Source organism: Massilia sp. S19_KUP03_FR1, from assembly GCF_036688685.1.
GTDB lineage: Bacteria > Pseudomonadota > Gammaproteobacteria > Burkholderiales > Burkholderiaceae_D > JALYUM01.
In genome coordinates this window covers 182,056-199,455 of sequence record NZ_JAQQPS010000011.1, presented here as the reverse complement: position 1 = coordinate 199,455, position 17,400 = coordinate 182,056, and the positions used below count along the sequence as shown (strand labels likewise).

Genomic DNA, 17,400 nt, shown 5'->3' with positions numbered 1-17,400 from the left:
TTGCCTCATTCCTGCTTTCGGGTGCACTGTTGGAGAATGGATGTCTACTTGAGCGAGCCTTCGGCCCGTTGTGCCTGCTGCACCGAAGGGCGCTGAGCGACGCGGGCAAGGTAAGCCTGCAGCTGATTGAAGTCGGACAGGTCGACTTTGACGATACTGGCCCAGGTCAACACTGTATACAAGTATGCATCGGCGATGCTAAAAGTGTCGCCAGTAAGAAAATCCTTGCCGCCCAGTTCCTGCTCGAGATACGCGAAGCGCCTGGCCAAGGTGGCGCGCCGGTCGCGCTGCACGTCTGCGCCCGCGTCCGGACTGAACAGTGGGCTGAAATTCTTGTGGATTTCCGTCGAAATGAAATTCAGCAGCGACACCAGTTGGTAGCGCTCGAGCGTGCCATTCGCCGGGGCCAGGTTTGATGCCGGTTTCAGGTCAGCCAGGAACTGGGTGATGGCCGGGCCTTCGGTCAGCACGGTGCCGTCCTTCAGTTCCAGCGCCGGCACGTAGCCGTTCGGGTTAATCTTCGTGAAATCCGCGCCGCCAGCCGTGATTTTGGTGCGCAGATTGACCCGTTCGGTGGTGAACGGCAAGCCGGTTTCGAACAGCACGATATGCGGCGCCAGAGAACACGCGCCGGGGCTGATATAGAGTTTCATGAACATCCTTCGATAAAATGCAGGCGAGGCACGGCGAGAATACAACAAATGGTCGTTGTGCGCTTGGTGGCACACAATCGTCGGCCGCTGAGGCATTTCCTTGCAGCATATTTTGTCACCATAGTGCTACTATCGAGCGAAAGTAAGGGAGACGGAAATGAACGCACCGCATCAACTGGTCAGCCTGGAGAGGGCCACCGCGGGCATGGTCTTGTCCGATGCCATTTTGGACCAGCAAGGCCAGGTTTTATTGGCACAGGGGACGGTGCTGACCACGGCCACCATTGCCGGGCTGGCGCGCCACGACATCGCGGCCTTGCCGATCGTCGTCACTGGCGCCGTCGTCCCTGAACCCACCGAGGCTGCCGTGACCGCGCGGCTGGACTACCTGTTCCGCGGCGCGACCGCCACGCCGGACAGCGCCACCGCCATCCTGCATGGCTACATCGCCGATTTCCGCCTCGGGCGCGAGGTGGCGCCATGACTCACCTGACGATCGACGCAGTACGGCACGGTTTGCAGGACCTGCCGTCGCTGCCGGCGGTCGTGATGGAACTGCTCGGCAGCATCGACCAGGAAGACGTCGACATTTCCGTGCTGGCCCGCAAAGTCTCGCTGGACCAGGCGCTGACGGCCAAAACGCTGCGCCTGGCCAACTCCCCCAGTTCCGGCTTGCAAGTGCGCGTGACCACGATCCAGCAGGCGATCACTTTCCTGGGTTTCCAGGCGACGCGCAACCTGATTACGGCAGCGGCGGTGACCGGCTGCTTCCCGGTCGGCACATGCCCCGGGTTCGACCACCGCGCTTTCTGGCGCCATTCGATCGCCACCGCCGCCTGCGCCAAGGTGCTGGCGCGGCGCATGCGCCTGAACCAGGACTTCGCCTTCACGGCCGGCCTGCTGCACGACATCGGCCGCCTGGTGCTGGTGACCTCGTACCCGGAGCAGTACGGCGCAGTCCTGGCGCGGTGCCAGCGGGAGGATCACGAATTGCTCGAGGTTGAACGGGCCATGCTGGGCGTCGATCACGTGATGGCGGGCACCCTGCTTGCCGAACACTGGCAATTTTCAGACACCATGCAACACGCGATAACCTACCACCACGAGCCGGCAGCGCCTGGGGCAGGTTTTCTTGCGACGATTGTGCATGTGGCTAACGCAATCGTGCACGCGCTGGACCTCGCGCGTGACGACAACGAACTGGTACCACCAGTCTCAATGGTCGCGTGGACCGCACTGGGGCTCAGTCAAGAAGCCTATTTGCATGTATTCCGCGAAACGGAAATGCAGTTTGAAGAAATGTCGAACGCCCTGATGGCTTAGCCGCCAGGCAAAACACGTACAGCTTGCAAAGGGTTAGCCTGCTGCGACAACGGTGGCCAGCATGCTGGCCACCGCCGTACCACAAACCGTCACGGGCATGATCGAACCTGCCATCATGCCCATGCCATCAATGCGCATAGTTGACGGAAGTTGCGTCGGTCTGCTGCGCGGCCTTGTCTTCTGGCTTCGGGCGGCCCTGGGCGTCCGACAGGCGATATTTGGTGCGGCGGTCGCCCATCAAGTCGCGCAGGTCGCGGATGCTCATGCCGGTCACTTCGTGCATGCGGATCAGCAGCGAGGCGCCGACCGGCAAGCGGTGGTGGCGAATCTTGCTGATGACCGGTGGCGCGACTTCGAGCATGCGCGACAGTGCTGCGTCGTTTTTCAATTGCATCTTGCCCAGGAGAATATCGAGCAGATGGTTGGGGTTGTAGCTTTCCTGTGATGCTAAAGCATGGTGTGCCATGATGTACCTCGTTAGAGTGATTAAATAGTTCCGTTAAGAACTTTGTTAAAGACTATATTTCGTCCAATTAAGTTCCCGGCCAAACCTTGATAGTGATTAAACAGAAGATTTCTGAGATTCACCTTAAGTCAGCCGGTTCTTGCCCTGCTATTGGCCTTCCCAATCACTTGTCATTCACACAAATCTTCCGAGCCCACACGTCATCAGTACAGCCGACACGTGCAGGTGCGTCCTTGTTTGAAATCAAGCTTTTGTCAGGAAAGCTTGTCATGTCGTCATTTCAACACATGGTGACAATCTGTGGCGCACACAAGTGTTTTTTTTTAATAATTTTAACGTCCAGAATCTTGATGGAAGCCATTGATTTACAAGAGGAAATACTTTCCTGCACTAATCGTTCACACGCGCGTAACGAAAGGAAACTTTTCTTAGAATTTAACAATTGATTCATGCGGAAATATTCTTTATAAGAAATAAAAGATTCCCAAAAGAATAAATTTAGCGTGGTTTCGGTCGATCCGGCCCGATTTACTGTAAACTCTTGCCCGTCAACGCATCGCCTATATTCTCACTCCATGCAGAAAAAAATATTTATCAAAACCTTCGGTTGCCAGATGAACGAGTACGACTCGGACAAAATGGCGGACGTGCTCGGCGCATCGGACGGCATGGTGCGCACCAATACGGTCGAGGACGCCGACGTCATCTTGCTGAACACCTGTTCCGTGCGCGAAAAAGCGCAGGAAAAAGTGTTTTCCGACTTGGGCCGCCTGAAAGAACTGAAACTGATGCGCCCCGACCTGGTCATCGGCGTGGGCGGCTGCGTGGCGTCGCAGGAAGGCGCCGCGATCGTCAAGCGCGCGCCGTATGTCGACATGGTGTTCGGCCCGCAAACGCTGCACCGCTTGCCGCAGATGCTGCGCGCGCGGCAGGAGAGCGGTGAAGCCCAGGTCGACATCAGCTTCCCGGAAATCGAAAAATTCGACCACCTGCCGCCGGCCAAGGTCGACGGCCCGATCGCCTTCGTGTCGATCATGGAAGGCTGCAGCAAATACTGCAGTTATTGCGTCGTGCCCTACACGCGCGGTGAAGAAGTTTCGCGCCGCTTCGATGACATTCTGGTCGAAGTGGCAGGACTGGCCGCCCAGGGCGTCAAGGAGATCTCGCTGCTGGGTCAGAATGTGAATGCTTACCGCGGCACCCTGGAAGGCGGCGACATCGCCGATTTCGCGCTGCTGCTTGAATATGTAGCCGAGATTCCCGGCGTCGAGCGCATCCGCTTCGTCACCAGCCACCCGAAAGAATTCAACCAGCGCCTGATCGACGCCTACGCGAAGATCCCGCAACTGGTCGATCACCTGTATCTGCCGGTGCAGCACGGCGCCGACAAGGTGCTCGGCGCCATGAAGCGCGGCTACACGGCGCTGGAGTACAAATCGATCATCCGGCGCATCCGCGCGGTGCGCCCGAACATGGCCATTTCGTCGGATTTCATCGTCGGCTTCCCCGGCGAAACCGAGGCCGACTTCGAATCGATGATGAAACTGATTGCAGATGTGGGATTCGACACCAGTTACAGTTTTATCTTCAGCAAGCGCCCCGGCACCCCGGCCGCCAGCCTGGAGGACGACACGCCGCATGCGGTCAAGCTGGCGCGTTTGCAGCGCTTGCAGGCCGCCATCGACGCCAACACGCGCAAGTACAGTGCGGCCATGGTCGGCACCGTGCAGCGTATCCTGGTCGAAGGGCCGTCGAAGAAGGACCCGCTCGATTTGCAGGGCCGCACCGAGAACAACCGCGTGGTCAATTTCGCGGTCGACGGGATTGCGCCGGGCGAACTGGTAGGTCAGCTCGTCACCGTGCGCATCACCGAAAGTTTTAACTACACCTTGCGCGGCGAACTTGTCGCCGACGCCGAAACGATTGCGAAAGTAAGTTGAAAATAAGTTGAAAACCAAAACCCCTACCCAGCCGTCCTACTTCATTCCCGAGCCGATCGATAACACGCGCCTGGCGCACCTGTGCGGCCCGCTCGACGAAAACCTGCGCCAGATTTCGGCGGCGCTGGACGTGACCATTTTCCGCCGCGGCGAAAAATTCATCGTCAGCGGCACCAATGCGGATGCTGCAGTCGGCGTCCTGGAACGCTTCTATGCGGTCGCCAACAAGGTCGTGCCCATCGAAGAAGTGCAACTTGCGCTGGTCGAACAGCGCTCGGGCCTGAAGTCGCCCGGCGCATCCGACGAAGTTGCACCCTCGGCGCCGGCGCCGCAGGCCGCCGCCTCCGACCTGGTCAGCCCGACGTTAAAAACCCGCCGCAGCGACCTGCGCGGCCGCACCCCGCACCAGATCGAATACCTGAAGGCGGTGCTGGACCACGACATCAGCTTTGGCGTCGGCCCGGCCGGCACCGGCAAGACCTATCTCGCCGTCGCCTGCGCGGTGGATGCGCTTGAACGCGACGCCGTGAAACGCATCATCCTGACCCGTCCCGCCGTGGAAGCGGGCGAGCGCCTGGGCTTCCTGCCGGGCGACCTGGCCTCGAAAGTCGACCCGTACCTGCGCCCGCTGTACGATGCGCTCTACGATCTGCTCGGTTTCGACCGGACCCAGAAGATGTTCGAAAAACAGGTCATCGAAATCGCACCGCTGGCCTACATGCGCGGGCGCACGCTGAACCATGCGTTCGTCATCCTCGATGAAGCGCAGAACACGACGGTCGAACAGATGAAAATGTTCCTGACCCGGATCGGCTTCGGCAGCAAGGCCGTCGTCACCGGCGACGTCACCCAGGTCGACCTGCACAAGTCAATGCGCTCGGGCCTGGTCGACGCCATGCACGTGCTGAAAGACGTGCGCGGCATCGCTTTTACCCAGTTCTCCAGCGCGGACGTCGTGCGCCATCCGCTGGTGGGCCGCATCGTCGACGCGTACGAAGCCGACGCCTCGCTCCAGGAACTCATTACGCCTCTGCCTACCGCTAAAAATGTCCGCAAAAAATAAGCTCAGCCTGACCGTCCAGTATCCGGACGCGCGCCTCGAAACCATCGCCACCCGCGCCAAGGTGCGGCGCTGGGTGCAGGCCGCGCTGCTCGGACCTGCAGAACTGAATGTCCGTTTCGTCGATGCGGCCGAGGGGCGAGTCCTGAACCGCGACTACCGCGCCAAGGACTACGCCACCAATGTGCTGACCTTTGCCTACAACGAAGGCGAAGAGCTGGCCGCCGACGAGCCGGTGCAGGCCGACATCATCCTTTGCACCGACGTGCTGCAGCGCGAAGCGGACGAACAGAAGAAAACGGTGGAAGAACACACCGCGCACCTGGTGGTGCACGGAGTGCTGCATGCCCAGGGTTACGACCATGAGCACGAAGAGGAAGCCGGGGAGATGGAAAACCTGGAGCGGGATATTCTGGAGGCGCTGGGGTATCCGAATCCGTACGACGAATAGCACGCACTGCCCGCTTAAGCAACCGTCATCCCCGCGAAGGCGGGGATCCATGACACGTCAACGCACACGCAATGTCTGCTCAAAGGCGCTATGGGCCCCGGCCTTCGCCGGGGTGACGGTCTGGAGGCGATTGGTACTTATGCCTTCTTCAACTGCTCCCCGATCGGCAGCTTCCTGATGCGTTTCCCGGTCGCCGCAAACACCGCATTCGACAACGCCGGCGCAATCCCCGCCGTCCCCGGTTCGCCGATGCCGCCCGGTTCATCCTTGCTGGCCACGATATGCACCTGCACCAGCGGCGCCTCGTTGATGCGCATGACGCGGTAGTCGCCGAAGTTCGACTGCTGCACACGGCCCTTGTCGTGCGTGATCGCGCCCCATAGCGCCGCCGACGCGCCAAACACGATCCCGCCTTCCATCTGCGCGACGATGGTGTCCGGGTTGATGGTCTGGCCGCAGTCGACCGCGCACACAACGCGGTGTACGCGTACTTCCCCATCCGCCCCCACTGACACATCGGCCACCTGCGCCATGTAGCTGCCAAACGCAAACTGCGCCGACACGCCGCGCCCCACCTTGCGCCCCGCAATCGGTTTTAGCGGCTGGCCCCAGCCCGATTTTTCGGCCGCCAGATTCAGCACCGCCAGCATGCGTGGCGATTTTTTCAGCAGCGCGCGTCGATACGCCACCGGGTCCTGTTTGGCCGCGTGCGCCAGTTCGTCGATAAAACTTTCGACCACAAAAATATTGTGCGTCGGCCCCACGCCGCGCCAGAACGCGGTGGCCACCGGCGGTTCGTGGCGCACGTACTCCACGCGCATGTCGGGAATCGTGTACTGCAGCTCGCGCGCGCCTTCCACCGCATCCGGATCGACGCCATCCTTCACCGCACCCGGTGCGAAGCGCGCCATGATCGAGGACCCGGTCACGCGGTGAAACCAGGCCGCCGGCATCCCGAACTGGTCGAGGTGGGCCGACAGGCGGTCGACGTAATACGGGCGGTACATATCGTGCTGCACGTCTTCCTCGCGCGTCCAGATGAATTTGATGGGGCCTTTCGCCAGCTTCGCAAACGCCACCGCCTGCACCACGTAATCGACTTCCAGCCGCCGCCCGAACCCGCCGCCAATAAAATAGTTGTGGACGAAGACCTTCTCGAGCGGCAGGCCGGTCAGCTTGGCGGTCGCGCCCTGCGCCAGCGCCGGCACCTGCGTGCCCACCCACAGGTCGCAGCCATCGGCGCGCAGGTCGACCGTGCAGTTCATCGGCTCCATGGTGGCATGCGCCAGAAACGGTATTTCATAGACCGCGTCGATGCGCCGTTTGCTGGTCGACAGCCCCTTCAACGCATCGCCGTCGTTGCGCGCGATGGCGCCGCTACCCTCGGACACCTTCATCATGTCGGCCACGATGGCGGCTGTGGTCACGCCGGCATTGGCGCCGTCGTCCCAGGTCGGGGCCGCTGCGGCCAGACCCTGTTTCGCGGCCCACATGTGGTCGGCCACCACGGCCACGGCGTTGTCGAGTTTGAGGACCTGGCGCACGCCTTTCACGGCCAGCGCGGCTTTCTCATCGACCGTCTTGAGCTTGCCGCCGGGGACCGGCGACGCCGCCACAGTGGCGATGCCCATGTTCGGCAGGCGCGCATCGATGCCGAACATGGCGGCACCATTGACCTTGTCGGCTGAATCGAGGCGCTTGTGGGATTTGCCGATCAGGGCGAAATCGGCCGGGCTTTTCAGGCTCACGCTTGTCGGCACCGGCAGTTTCGACGCGGCGTCCACCAGTTCGCCGAAGTGCAAGGAACGGTTCGACGCGGCGTGGATGACGCGGCCATCGGCCACCACCAGCGTGCCCGGCTCCACCTTCCAGGTGTCCGCGGCAGCCTGCACCAGCACAGCGCGCACCATGGCGCCCGCTTCGCGCAGGGGTTTATAGGCCGCGCGCACCGAGGTCGAGCCGCCGGTCACCTGGCCGCCCAGCAGCGGATCGCTGTACAAATTGTTGTTGGCGGGGGCTTGCTCCAGCTTGACCTTGGCGAGGTCGACGCCGAGTTCCTCGGCCAGCAGCATCGGCATCGAGGTCCAGGTGCCCTGCCCCATCTCGACCTTGTGGACGACCATCGTGACGACGCCGTCGCGCTCGATGCGGATAAAGGCGTTCTGCGCCAGGCCCGGGGCGCGGTTCGAGGCCGCGGTCGAGGCGGCGCCCACGGCTTTTTCGGACGGCGGCGCCTTGCGGTCGCCATCCTTGTTGCAGCCGTACAGCGAGAAGCCGAACAGCAGGCCACCACCGGCCGTCGCGCCGATGGTCATGAAACGGCGCCGATTTTCATCGACCTTGGCTGGACCGGTCGTCTTCATGCTTTCTCTCCCACCGCTGCAATCTTGATCGCCGCGCGAATCCGCCCGTAGGTACCGCAGCGGCAGATATTGCCGGCCATGGCGCTGTCGATCTGCGCATCGTTGGGACTGGGCGTGGCGCTCAGCAACGCACAGGCGGACATGATCTGCCCCGATTGACAGTAACCGCACTGCACCACGTCGATCTGGCGCCAGGCTTGCTGCACGCGCGCGCCCACCGGGCTGTTGCCGACCGCCTCGATGGTGACGATGGCCTTGCCGGCCGCGGCCGAAACCGGGGTCACGCAGGACCGGATCGCCTGCCCGTCCAGGTGCACGGTGCAGGCGCCGCACAGCGACACGCCGCAGCCGAACTTGGTGCCGGTCAGGCCCGCCACGTCGCGCAAAACCCACAGCAGGGGCATGTCGTCGGGGACGTCGTAATTGGTAGTAGTACCGTTAATGTTCAGCGCGGGCATGGCGGTTCCTTTGGGGTAGCGGAGAAATGCGGAATCAACTGACTGACAGAGATCCTCCAAGCTTGCCACAAACCGGAACCGCACGCTGGTTCGCGGCTGGCCTGCTTAAAAATCAGGCAAACCCGATTTTGGTGTATCCTGTGCCCCATCGTAACAAGGGCTTCATGCCAACTATGCCAGAGCACCCCAATGACGTCCGTACCGACGCCAAACCTCACCGGTCGCTGTTTGAACGCCTGACCGCGCTGATTTCCCCCGAGCCCGAAAACCGCACCGAGCTACTCGATGTGCTGCACGACGCCCATGAACGCAACCTGATCGACGCCGATGCGCTGTCGATGATCGAAGGCGTGTTTCAGGTGTCCGACCTGTCCGCGCGCGACATCATGGTGCCGCGCTCGCAAATGGATGTAGTCGACATCAGTAAACCCATCGAAGAATGGCTGCCGTCCGTCCTCGAGACGGCGCACTCGCGCTTCCCCGCCATTGAAGGCGAGCGCGACAAAGTGATTGGCATTTTGCTTGCCAAAGACCTGCTGCGCTACTACGCTGACAAGTCGTTCGACGTGCGCGACATGCTGCGCCCGGCCATCTTCATCCCGGAATCGAAACGCCTGAACGTGCTGCTGCGGGATTTCCGCGCCAACCACAATCACATGGCGATCGTCGTCGACGAATACAGCGGCGTGGCCGGCCTGATCACCATCGAAGACGTGTTGGAGCAGATCGTCGGCGACATCGAAGACGAATACGATTTCGACGAGGAAGAAGACAACATCCTGTCGATCAAGGAAGGCCAGAAGGGCCCGCGCTGGCGCGTCAAGGCGCTCACCGAGATTTCCCAGTTCAACGAGGAAGTCGGCACGGCGCTGCCGGAAGACGATGTCGACACCATCGGCGGCCTCGCGGCCAGCCACCTCGGCCGCATGCCGCACAAGGGCGAATCGTTCGAAATCGACAACCTGCGCTTCGAGGTGCTGCGTGCCGATGCGCGCCAGATCCACGTGCTGCTGGTTGAAAAACTGCCCTTGGCCGAGGACGAGCACGATTGATGCTGCGTCGTGCCCCGCGTGAATCGACGCCTGCCGTATTGAGCGCCCGCCCGCGCGCCGCCAGCCTGCTGCTGGCCGCGCTGGCCGGGGGCGCCAGCCTGTTCACGTTCGAACCGTTTGGCTGGTGGCCGCTGCAGTTCCTGCTGCTCGCTTACTTCTTCTACCAGGTCGGACGCAGCACATCGGTCCAGCGCGCCGCCTGGATCGGCTGGGCCTTCGGGTTCGGCTGGTGCGTGGCCGGCATGCACTGGCTGTACATTTCCATTCACCGCTTCGGCGGCGTCTCGGCGCCGCTGGCGGCGCTCGCCATCTGCCTGCTGGGCCTGTATATGGGCCTGTTCGGCGCCTTCGCGGCCAGCGTGTCGGCCTGGCTGCGCAAGCGCTGGTCGCTGCCCCTGCCCGCGTTCTTTTTGATTGTCCTGCCAGTGCTGTGGGGCGTCTCGGAGTGGATGCGCGGCTGGGTCTTCACCGGGTTTCCCTGGGCCTCCTCCGGCTACGCACACAATGCGGCGCCGCTGGGTGGCTACGCGGCGCTGGTTGGCGTGTACGGCATCGGCATCCTGGTCGGCGTCTGCGCCGGTTGCCTGACCTTGCTGACCCAGCGCCGGCGCCTGCCAGCCATCGGTTTGCTGGCCGTTGTGCTGGTCGCCGGCTGGGGTTTACGCGCCATCGACTGGACCGTGCCTTCCGGTGCGCCGATCTCGGTTCGTCTGCTGCAGGGCGATGTCCGCCAGGACGAAAAATTCGATACCGAGCACCTGCTGCGCATCCTGGCGCGCTATCAGACCATGATCACGGCGGCGCCGGCCGACCTGATCGCCACGCCGGAAACCGCGATCCCGATCTGGGAGCAATCGCTGCCGCCTGGTTACGTCGGCGGCCTGCGCGACTGGAGCGTCAAGAGCGGCAGCGCGCTGATGCTGGGCATACCGCTGGCCAACAGCGAGACCGATTACGCCAACAGCGTGGTGGGTTTCTCCGGCGCCGGCCAGCCGTACAGCTACGACAAGCACCACCTGGTGCCGTTCGGCGAATTCGTCCCGTACGGCTTCAAATGGTTCACCAACCTGATGCAGATCCCGCTGGGCGACAACCGCCGCGGCGCCGCGCTGCAGGCGCCGTTTGCCGTCAAGGACCAGCTGATATTGCCGAACATCTGCTACGAAGACGTGTTCGGCGAAGAGATTGCGGCGCAACTGCGCACCAATCGTCCCGCCACGATGCTGCTCAATGTGTCGAACCTGGCGTGGTTTGGCGAGTCGGTGGCCGTGCCGCAGCATTTGCAGATTTCGCAAATGCGCTCGCTCGAGACGGGACGGCCGATGCTGCGCTCGACCAATTCCGGCGCGACCGCAGTCATCGATGCCAAGGGCCGTATCGCGGCGCAGCTGCCGTTTTATGGGCAGGGCGTGCTCAGTGCCAGGGTACAGGGGATGGCCGGGATGACGCCGTTCATCCGGTTTGGTTCGTTCGGATTTTTGATCCTTGGCGCGCTGGCTTTGGTGGGTGCCTGGTTCAGCGGTCGGCGCTATGCAAAGTCATCAATTTAGTATGCGTGGTATGGGTCCCGGCCTGCGCCGGGAGTCAGGTTCGCCAGTGGCGAGCATGACGGTCTTAAAGCGAACGAAGTTTGATACGTCATTCCCGCGCAGGCGGGAACCCATAACCCCTTCGCAGTACCAACAAATCCACCATTCCTCCACAGCCACCCTCTAAAACCCGCTAAAATTAGCCATTTAGCAAACCCAACGCGTTCGCGGCGCCCCGTGCGCCCAGCCACTCCAAGATGCTCACATTCCAACAAATCATATTGACCTTGCAATCCTACTGGGACAAGCAAGGCTGCGCCCTGCTCCAGCCGTACGACATGGAAGTCGGCGCCGGCACGTTCCACACCGGTACTTTCCTGCGCGCGATCGGCCCGGAGCCCTGGCGTGCCGCGTACGTGCAGCCATCGCGCCGCCCGAAGGATGGCCGCTATGGCGCTAACCCGAACCGCCTGCAGCATTATTACCAGTACCAGGTCGTGCTGAAACCGGCGCCGGAAAACATCCTCGAGCTGTACCTCGGTTCCCTCGAAGCGCTGGGTCTGAATTTGCAGCAGAACGATGTGCGTTTCGTGGAAGACGACTGGGAAAGCCCGACGCTGGGCGCCTGGGGCCTGGGCTGGGAAGTCTGGCTGAACGGGATGGAAGTGACCCAGTTCACCTACTTCCAGCAGGTCGGCGGCCTCGATTGCAAGCCGGTGCTGGGCGAGATCACCTACGGCATCGAACGCCTGGCGATGTACCTGCAGGGCGTCGAGAACGTGTATGACCTGGTGTGGACCGAGTGGGAAGAGAAGGGTGCGGCCGGCGCTCCGGTGAAGAAGAGCCTTTCATACGGCGATGTCTTCCATCAGAACGAAGTCGAGCAGTCGACCTATAACTTCGAGCACGCCAACACCGAACTGCTGTTCGCCCAATTCGCCAACCACGAATCGGAAGCCAAGCGCCTGGTCGAACTGGCGCTGACCTTGCCGGCCTACGAACAGATCATGAAGGCCTCGCACAGCTTCAACATGCTCGATGCGCGCGGCGCCATCTCGGTGACTGAACGCGCGGCCTATATCGGCCGGGTGCGCACGCTGTCGCGCCTGGTCGCTCAAGCCTATTACGAATCGCGCGAAAAGCTCGGCTTCCCGATGCTGCCAGCGGCAGGAACACAATAATATGAACCACACCTTACTGATTGAACTGCAGACCGAAGAGCTGCCACCGAAAGCACTGGTCAAACTGGGCGCGGCGTTCGCCTCCGGCATCGTGGGCGGCTTGAGCGCACGCGGTTTCCTGGACGCCGACAGCGTCGCCACGCCCTACGCCACGCCGCGCCGCCTGGCCGTCTCGATCACCAACGTGCGCGCGACCTCGCCTGATAAACAACTGCGCGACAAGATCCTGCCGGTCTCCGTGGCGCTGGACGCCGCCGGCAATGGCACCGCCCCATTAGCCAAGAAACTGGCAGCGATGGGCTTTGCCCACGTCACCGTGGCCGACCTCGAACGCGCCCAGGACGGCAAGGCCGAGAGCTTCTTCTACAGCCACACGGCAGCCGGCAGCGCGCTGTCCGCGTCAATCCAGGACGTGGTCGCGGAATCGGTGGCCAAGCTGCCGATCCCGAAAGTGATGACTTACCAGCGCCCGGATGGCGCCTCGGTGCAGTTCGTGCGCCCGGTGCGCAGCCTGATCGCGCTGCATGGCGCCGACGTGCTGCCGCTGGCACTGTTCGGTCTCACTGCCGGCCGCACCACGCAAGGCCACCGCTTCCTGTCGAACGGCGAACCGATTGCGATTGCCAGCGCGGACGATTACGTGGCCCGCCTGGAAACCACCGGCCGCGTCATGGCCAGCGCCGCCGCGCGTCGCGAAAGCATCCGTGAACAGTTGCTGGAAGCGGCAGCCGGCGACCAAGTGCTGATGCCGGACGCGCTGCTCGACGAAGTGGCCGCGCTGGTCGAGTGGCCGGTGGTGTACGCCTGCACATTCGAGGATGCATTCCTGGCCGTGCCGCAGGAATGCCTGATCCTCACGATGCAGACCAACCAGAAATACTTCGCGCTGACCGACAGCGCCGGCAAGCTGCGTTCGCGCTTCCTGATCGTCTCGAACATCGCGACCGACGACCCGCGCCACATCATTGGCGGCAATGAGCGCGTGGTGCGTCCACGCCTGTCCGACGCCAAGTTCTTCTTCGAGCAGGATCAGAAAAAGACCCTGGCATCGCGCCTGCCGCTGCTGGAAAACGTCGTCTATCACAACAAGCTCGGCACGCAGGCTGCCCGCACCAATCGCGTCACGATGCTTGCCGGCGCGATTGCGCGCCACCTCGGCTACGACGTGGCGCTGGCCGAACGCGGCGCCCAGCTGGCAAAAGCCGACCTGTTGACCGACATGGTGGGTGAATTCCCCGAGCTGCAAGGCATCATGGGCACCTACTACGCGCGTCACGACGGCGAACCGGAAGAAGTGGCGCTGGCCGCCTCCGAACATTACCAGCCGCGCTTTGCCGGTGATGCTTTGCCGACCACCCAAACGGGCACCGCGGTCGCACTGGCCGACAAGCTCGAAACCCTGGTCGGCATCTGGTCGATCGGCCTGCAGCCAACCGGCGAAAAGGATCCGTTCGCGCTGCGCCGCCACGCGCTGGGCGTGCTGCGCATGCTGCTGGAAAAACGCCTGCCGCTGTCGATCAGCGTGCTGCTGGCCGACGCTGCCGCCGCTTTCGCGAGTCAGCCAGCGTTTGTCAGCCCGGTCGCCGAAGTGGCAACCTTCATGCTCGACCGCCTGCGCGGTATCCTGCGCGAGCGCGGCTTTGCGCCGAACGAAGTCGAAGCCGTGCTGGCCCAGAATCCGGACCGGCTCGATGACATCGTCCAGCGCCTGGAAGCGGTGAAAGCCTTTGCGGCGCTGCCGGAAAGCGCGTCGCTGGCTGCAGCCAACAAGCGCATCACGAACATCCTGAAGAAAACAGATGTGGCGCCGGGTGACGTGGTCGAAGCACTGCTGGTCGAAGAAGCGGAACGCAATCTGTTCGCAGGCGTCAAGCGCGTGCGTCCGCAAGTCGATGCCGCCTTCGCCGCAGGCGACTTTGCCGGCACGCTGCAATTGCTGGCCCAGCTGCGCGTGGAAGTGGACGCCTTCTTCACCGACGTGATGGTGATGGCCGAAGACCCGGCCTTGCGCAACAACCGCCTGGCACTGCTGTCGACCCTGCACGGGATGCTCAACCGCGTGGCCGACATCTCGAAGCTGGCTGCGTAAGTAAGGGGAAGCCGCATGAAGCTGATCATCCTCGACCGCGACGGCGTCATCAACCAGGACTCGGCCGCGTTCATCAAGTCGCCAGCCGAATGGGTGCCGATTCCAGGCTCCCTGGAAGCCATCGCGCGCCTGAACCAGGCTGGCTACCGGGTTGTCATCGCATCGAACCAGTCGGGAATTGCGCGCGAACTGTTTGACATGAGCACGCTCAATGCGATACACCAGAAGATGCACGCCAGCGCGCAGCTGGTGGGCGCCGACATCGACGCCATTTTCTTTTGCCCGCATGCGGCCATCGACAACTGCGACTGCAGGAAGCCAAAAGCCGGCATGTTCGAAGAAATCGCCAAGCGCTTCAAGGTCAGCCTGCGCGGCGTGCCCACCGTGGGCGATTCGCTGCGCGACCTGCAGGCCGGCTTCATCAGCGGTTGCCTGCCCTACCTTGTCCTGACCGGCAAGGGCGAAAAGACGCGCGAAACCGGCGGCCTGCCACCCGGCACCCAAGTCTTCCCCGACCTGGCCACGATGGTCCAGGCCATGCTGGCGCGCCAGTCGGCCAAGCCGCCCGCAGTTTCCACCATTCCCTCCTGATTCGGAGTTTCAACTTTGTTCATGTTCCTGCGTTCCCTTCTCTTCACCGTCATCATGGCGGTGGCCACCGTGGTCTGGGCCTGCGTCTGTTTTCTGGCCGCGCCCCTGCCCTACAACCAGCGTTTCTGGGTGACCTCGCGCTGGAACGTCTTCATCATCTGGTGCGCCAAGGTCATTTGCGGCATCCGTTATGAATTCAAGGGCTACGAGAATTTCCCCGACGCGCCGGTGATCCTGCTGTCAAAACACCAGTCGGCCTGGGAGACCATTTTCCTGCTGCCGAACATGCCGCGCCCGCTGGTGTACGTGTTCAAAAAAGAGATCCTGTACATCCCGTTTTTCGGCTGGGCGATGGGCCTGTTGCGCATGATCCCGATCGACCGTAAAAAAGGTAAAAATGCCTTCAAATCCGTGGTCGCCCACGGCAAAAAACGCCTGGCCGACGGCCAGTGGATCATCATGTTCCCCGAGGGCACGCGCATCCCGGTCGGTCAGGCCGGCAAGTACAAAAGCGGGGGCACGCGCCTGGCCATCGAAACTGGTGCATTGGTGGTGCCAATCGCGCATAATTCAGGTGAATGCTGGCCCAAGGGATCCTTCATCAAACGTCCCGGGCTGGTGACGGTATCGATCGGCAAACCGATTGCACCGGAAGGCCACACTCCCGACAGCATGATGCAAGAGGTGCAAAATTGGATCGAATCAGAAATGCGCGTCATTTCGCCCCACGCCTACAAAGGTGGTTGAGCGAAGCCGGCGCGCTGCTCACCCCGGCGCAACCGGCACCCGATAAACCAGCTGCGGCCAAACTGACCGGTCCCCAGCTGGAGCTGTTCGCGCAGGATTTTTTTGCCGCACTCGAGCCTTCGCAAAGGCCGGCCACGCCGCCGCAGCCGCTGTTCAAGGCGCCGCCGTCCTTGCCGCGCTTCGTGCTGCCCACGCCACCGCCGCCCGCCGACGGCACGCCGCTGCGCCGCATCCAGCTTGGCGCCCACTCGCTTGAATATGCGCTGCGCCGCTCCACACGGCGCTCGATCGGCTTCATGATCGACGACGACGGGCTGCGCGTCACCGCGCCGCGCCGCGTCACCCTCCCCGAAATCGACAACGCCATCCGCGCCAAGCAGCGCTGGATCCTGACCAAACTGCAGGAACGCGGCGAACGGCGCGCCGAACGCGAAGTCAAGCCCCCCGTGGCATGGGTCGACGGCACTGTACTACCCTACCTGGGCGGCGACATTACTCTGCGCCTGAAAGAAGCGACGCGCAGCCATTGCGTGTTCGATGCGGATACGCGCGTGCTGGAAGTGGGCGTGGTCGCAGGCCTGGCCGAGTGGCAGCTCAAGGAACGCGTCAAGCTGTGGTTCCAGGCCGAAGCAAAGCGCCTGTTCGTCGATCGCCTCGACGTGTACGCGGCGCGCCTTGGCGTGCGCTACCAGGCCTGTGCGCTATCGACGGCCGGCTCGCGCTGGGGTTCGTGCACGGTGCAGGGCAATATCCGCCTGAACTGGCGCCTGGTGCACTATCCGCTGGCGCTGGTCGATTACGTCGTCGCGCACGAACTGGCGCACATCCGCGAGATGAACCACAGCGCGCGCTTCTGGGCCGTGGTGGCGTCGGTGTATCCGGATTACGACGGCGCCAAGGCGGCGCTGCGCAAGCGCTCGCAGGAGATGCCGGTACTGTTCGCCGATTAAGCTCGCAAGGTCGTGGCAAAGCCGCGCAAGGCGGCGATGTCGGCTTCGCTGAGGCAGCGGTAAGGAATCGGCAAGGTGCCGCGCTGGAGCACCACCAGGAAACCGTTGCGGTAGCGCCGGATCAGGCGCACATCGTCCCATCCGATCAGCGTGACGCCGCGGTCGCTGACGCGCACGATGCCATGGTCATCGATCGTCATTTCATAGGTGCGGCTGGCGCGCCGCAACAGGATGAAATGCAGCGCCGCGGTGACGGTGCTTTTGACGCGCAGGTAGCCGCCGTTGAAGCGCCCTACACGGCGGCGGCGAATCAGCCAGCCAGCGTGCTGCCACATGAAGCCGATGTATTCACCGAGCGTATAGCGCACCAGAAAATGCAGTGAGAATGCCATTGCCGCCGGGGCAATGGTCAAGACGGGCGCGCCGATTTCCGGGACAGCTTCTTCGACGGGGATTTCGAGCGTGCGCGAATGGTGCCGCTGCACCAGCGTGGCCACGGGGCGGCGGCTGTCAACCGGCTTGGGGTGCTTGAAAGAAAACATGCGAC

General features: G+C 62.6%; 17 protein-coding genes. 12 read left to right on the top strand and 5 right to left on the bottom strand.

Annotated elements, in window-relative coordinates:
- Window positions 1–44: 44 nt before the first annotated feature.
- Window positions 45–653: a glutathione transferase GstA gene (gene gstA / locus V6M87_RS14355; protein ID WP_332877316.1), complete on the bottom strand. Its 609-nt coding sequence runs from the start codon at window positions 651–653 to the stop codon at window positions 45–47.
- 157 nt (window positions 654–810) lie between these two features.
- On the opposite strand from gstA, the gene V6M87_RS14350 reads away from it, so the two are divergent.
- Both V6M87_RS14350 and V6M87_RS14345 read left to right on the top strand, forming a co-directional pair.
- Complete coding sequence (locus V6M87_RS14350) at window positions 811–1,137, top strand: hypothetical protein (protein WP_332877315.1); 327 nt, start codon at window positions 811–813, stop codon at window positions 1,135–1,137.
- The gene (locus V6M87_RS14345) at window positions 1,134–1,976 is read left to right on the top strand and encodes an HDOD domain-containing protein (protein WP_332877314.1); all 843 of its coding nucleotides are present in this window, start codon (window positions 1,134–1,136) and stop codon (window positions 1,974–1,976) included. Before V6M87_RS14350 ends, V6M87_RS14345 begins: the two co-directional genes overlap by 4 nt.
- 127 nt (window positions 1,977–2,103) lie before the next feature.
- On the opposite strand, the gene V6M87_RS14340 is transcribed toward V6M87_RS14345, so the two are convergent.
- Window positions 2,104–2,442, bottom strand: a complete 339-nt coding sequence (locus tag V6M87_RS14340; RefSeq protein ID WP_332877313.1) for a hypothetical protein — start codon at window positions 2,440–2,442, stop codon at window positions 2,104–2,106.
- A gap of 575 nt (window positions 2,443–3,017) precedes the next feature.
- Between V6M87_RS14340 and miaB the strand changes: the two genes are divergently transcribed.
- From miaB to ybeY, 3 genes are read left to right on the top strand one after another with little or no spacing between them, the layout of a single operon-like run.
- Window positions 3,018–4,382: a tRNA (N6-isopentenyl adenosine(37)-C2)-methylthiotransferase MiaB gene (gene miaB / locus V6M87_RS14335; RefSeq protein WP_332877312.1), complete on the top strand. Its 1,365-nt coding sequence runs from the start codon at window positions 3,018–3,020 to the stop codon at window positions 4,380–4,382.
- Between the two features lie 7 nt (window positions 4,383–4,389).
- Window positions 4,390–5,445: a PhoH family protein gene (locus V6M87_RS14330; RefSeq protein WP_332877311.1), complete on the top strand. Its 1,056-nt coding sequence runs from the start codon at window positions 4,390–4,392 to the stop codon at window positions 5,443–5,445.
- The gene (gene ybeY, locus V6M87_RS14325) at window positions 5,429–5,893 is read left to right on the top strand and encodes an rRNA maturation RNase YbeY (protein ID WP_332877310.1); all 465 of its coding nucleotides are present in this window, start codon (window positions 5,429–5,431) and stop codon (window positions 5,891–5,893) included. The genes V6M87_RS14330 and ybeY overlap by 17 nt, the downstream gene beginning before the upstream one ends.
- A 137-nt stretch (window positions 5,894–6,030) precedes the next feature.
- Here ybeY and V6M87_RS14320 read toward each other — a convergent pair whose 3' ends face one another.
- Together V6M87_RS14320 and V6M87_RS14315 are read right to left on the bottom strand one after the other, a co-directional pair.
- Window positions 6,031–8,256 (bottom strand): xanthine dehydrogenase family protein molybdopterin-binding subunit, encoded by a 2,226-nt coding sequence (locus V6M87_RS14320; protein ID WP_332877309.1) that lies wholly within the window; start codon window positions 8,254–8,256, stop codon window positions 6,031–6,033.
- Window positions 8,253–8,714, bottom strand: coding sequence for a (2Fe-2S)-binding protein (locus V6M87_RS14315; RefSeq protein WP_332877308.1), 462 nt, complete (start codon window positions 8,712–8,714; stop codon window positions 8,253–8,255). Before V6M87_RS14315 ends, V6M87_RS14320 begins: the two co-directional genes overlap by 4 nt.
- Before the next feature lie 173 nt (window positions 8,715–8,887).
- Here V6M87_RS14315 and V6M87_RS14310 point away from each other — a divergent pair, with 173 nt between their 5' ends.
- From V6M87_RS14310 to V6M87_RS14280, 7 genes are all read left to right on the top strand, one after another.
- On the top strand, window positions 8,888–9,766 hold the full coding sequence (locus V6M87_RS14310; protein ID WP_332877344.1) for an HlyC/CorC family transporter: 879 nt from the start codon (window positions 8,888–8,890) through the stop codon (window positions 9,764–9,766).
- Window positions 9,766–11,316, top strand: coding sequence for an apolipoprotein N-acyltransferase (gene lnt / locus V6M87_RS14305; protein WP_332877307.1), 1,551 nt, complete (start codon window positions 9,766–9,768; stop codon window positions 11,314–11,316). Before V6M87_RS14310 ends, lnt begins: the two co-directional genes overlap by 1 nt.
- A gap of 236 nt (window positions 11,317–11,552) precedes the next feature.
- On the top strand, window positions 11,553–12,476 hold the full coding sequence (glyQ, locus tag V6M87_RS14300; protein ID WP_332877306.1) for a glycine--tRNA ligase subunit alpha: 924 nt from the start codon (window positions 11,553–11,555) through the stop codon (window positions 12,474–12,476).
- Window position 12,477: 1 nt separating this feature from the next.
- The gene (glyS, locus tag V6M87_RS14295) at window positions 12,478–14,565 is read left to right on the top strand and encodes a glycine--tRNA ligase subunit beta (RefSeq protein ID WP_332877305.1); all 2,088 of its coding nucleotides are present in this window, start codon (window positions 12,478–12,480) and stop codon (window positions 14,563–14,565) included.
- A 15-nt stretch (window positions 14,566–14,580) separates the two neighbouring features.
- Window positions 14,581–15,156: a D-glycero-beta-D-manno-heptose 1,7-bisphosphate 7-phosphatase gene (gmhB, locus tag V6M87_RS14290; protein ID WP_332877304.1), complete on the top strand. Its 576-nt coding sequence runs from the start codon at window positions 14,581–14,583 to the stop codon at window positions 15,154–15,156.
- A gap of 21 nt (window positions 15,157–15,177) precedes the next feature.
- The gene (locus tag V6M87_RS14285; protein ID WP_332877303.1) at window positions 15,178–15,903 is read left to right on the top strand and encodes a lysophospholipid acyltransferase family protein; all 726 of its coding nucleotides are present in this window, start codon (window positions 15,178–15,180) and stop codon (window positions 15,901–15,903) included.
- Window positions 15,900–16,853, top strand: coding sequence for a M48 family metallopeptidase (locus V6M87_RS14280; protein ID WP_332877302.1), 954 nt, complete (start codon window positions 15,900–15,902; stop codon window positions 16,851–16,853). The genes V6M87_RS14285 and V6M87_RS14280 overlap by 4 nt, the downstream gene beginning before the upstream one ends.
- Here V6M87_RS14280 and V6M87_RS14275 read toward each other — a convergent pair.
- Window positions 16,850–17,395 carry a YcxB family protein gene (locus V6M87_RS14275; protein ID WP_332877301.1) on the bottom strand — a complete coding sequence of 182 codons (546 nt, stop codon included), beginning with the start codon at window positions 17,393–17,395 and terminating at the stop codon, window positions 16,850–16,852. The two genes, V6M87_RS14280 and V6M87_RS14275, sit on opposite strands and share 4 nt — an antisense overlap.
- Window positions 17,396–17,400: the final 5 nt, after the last annotated feature.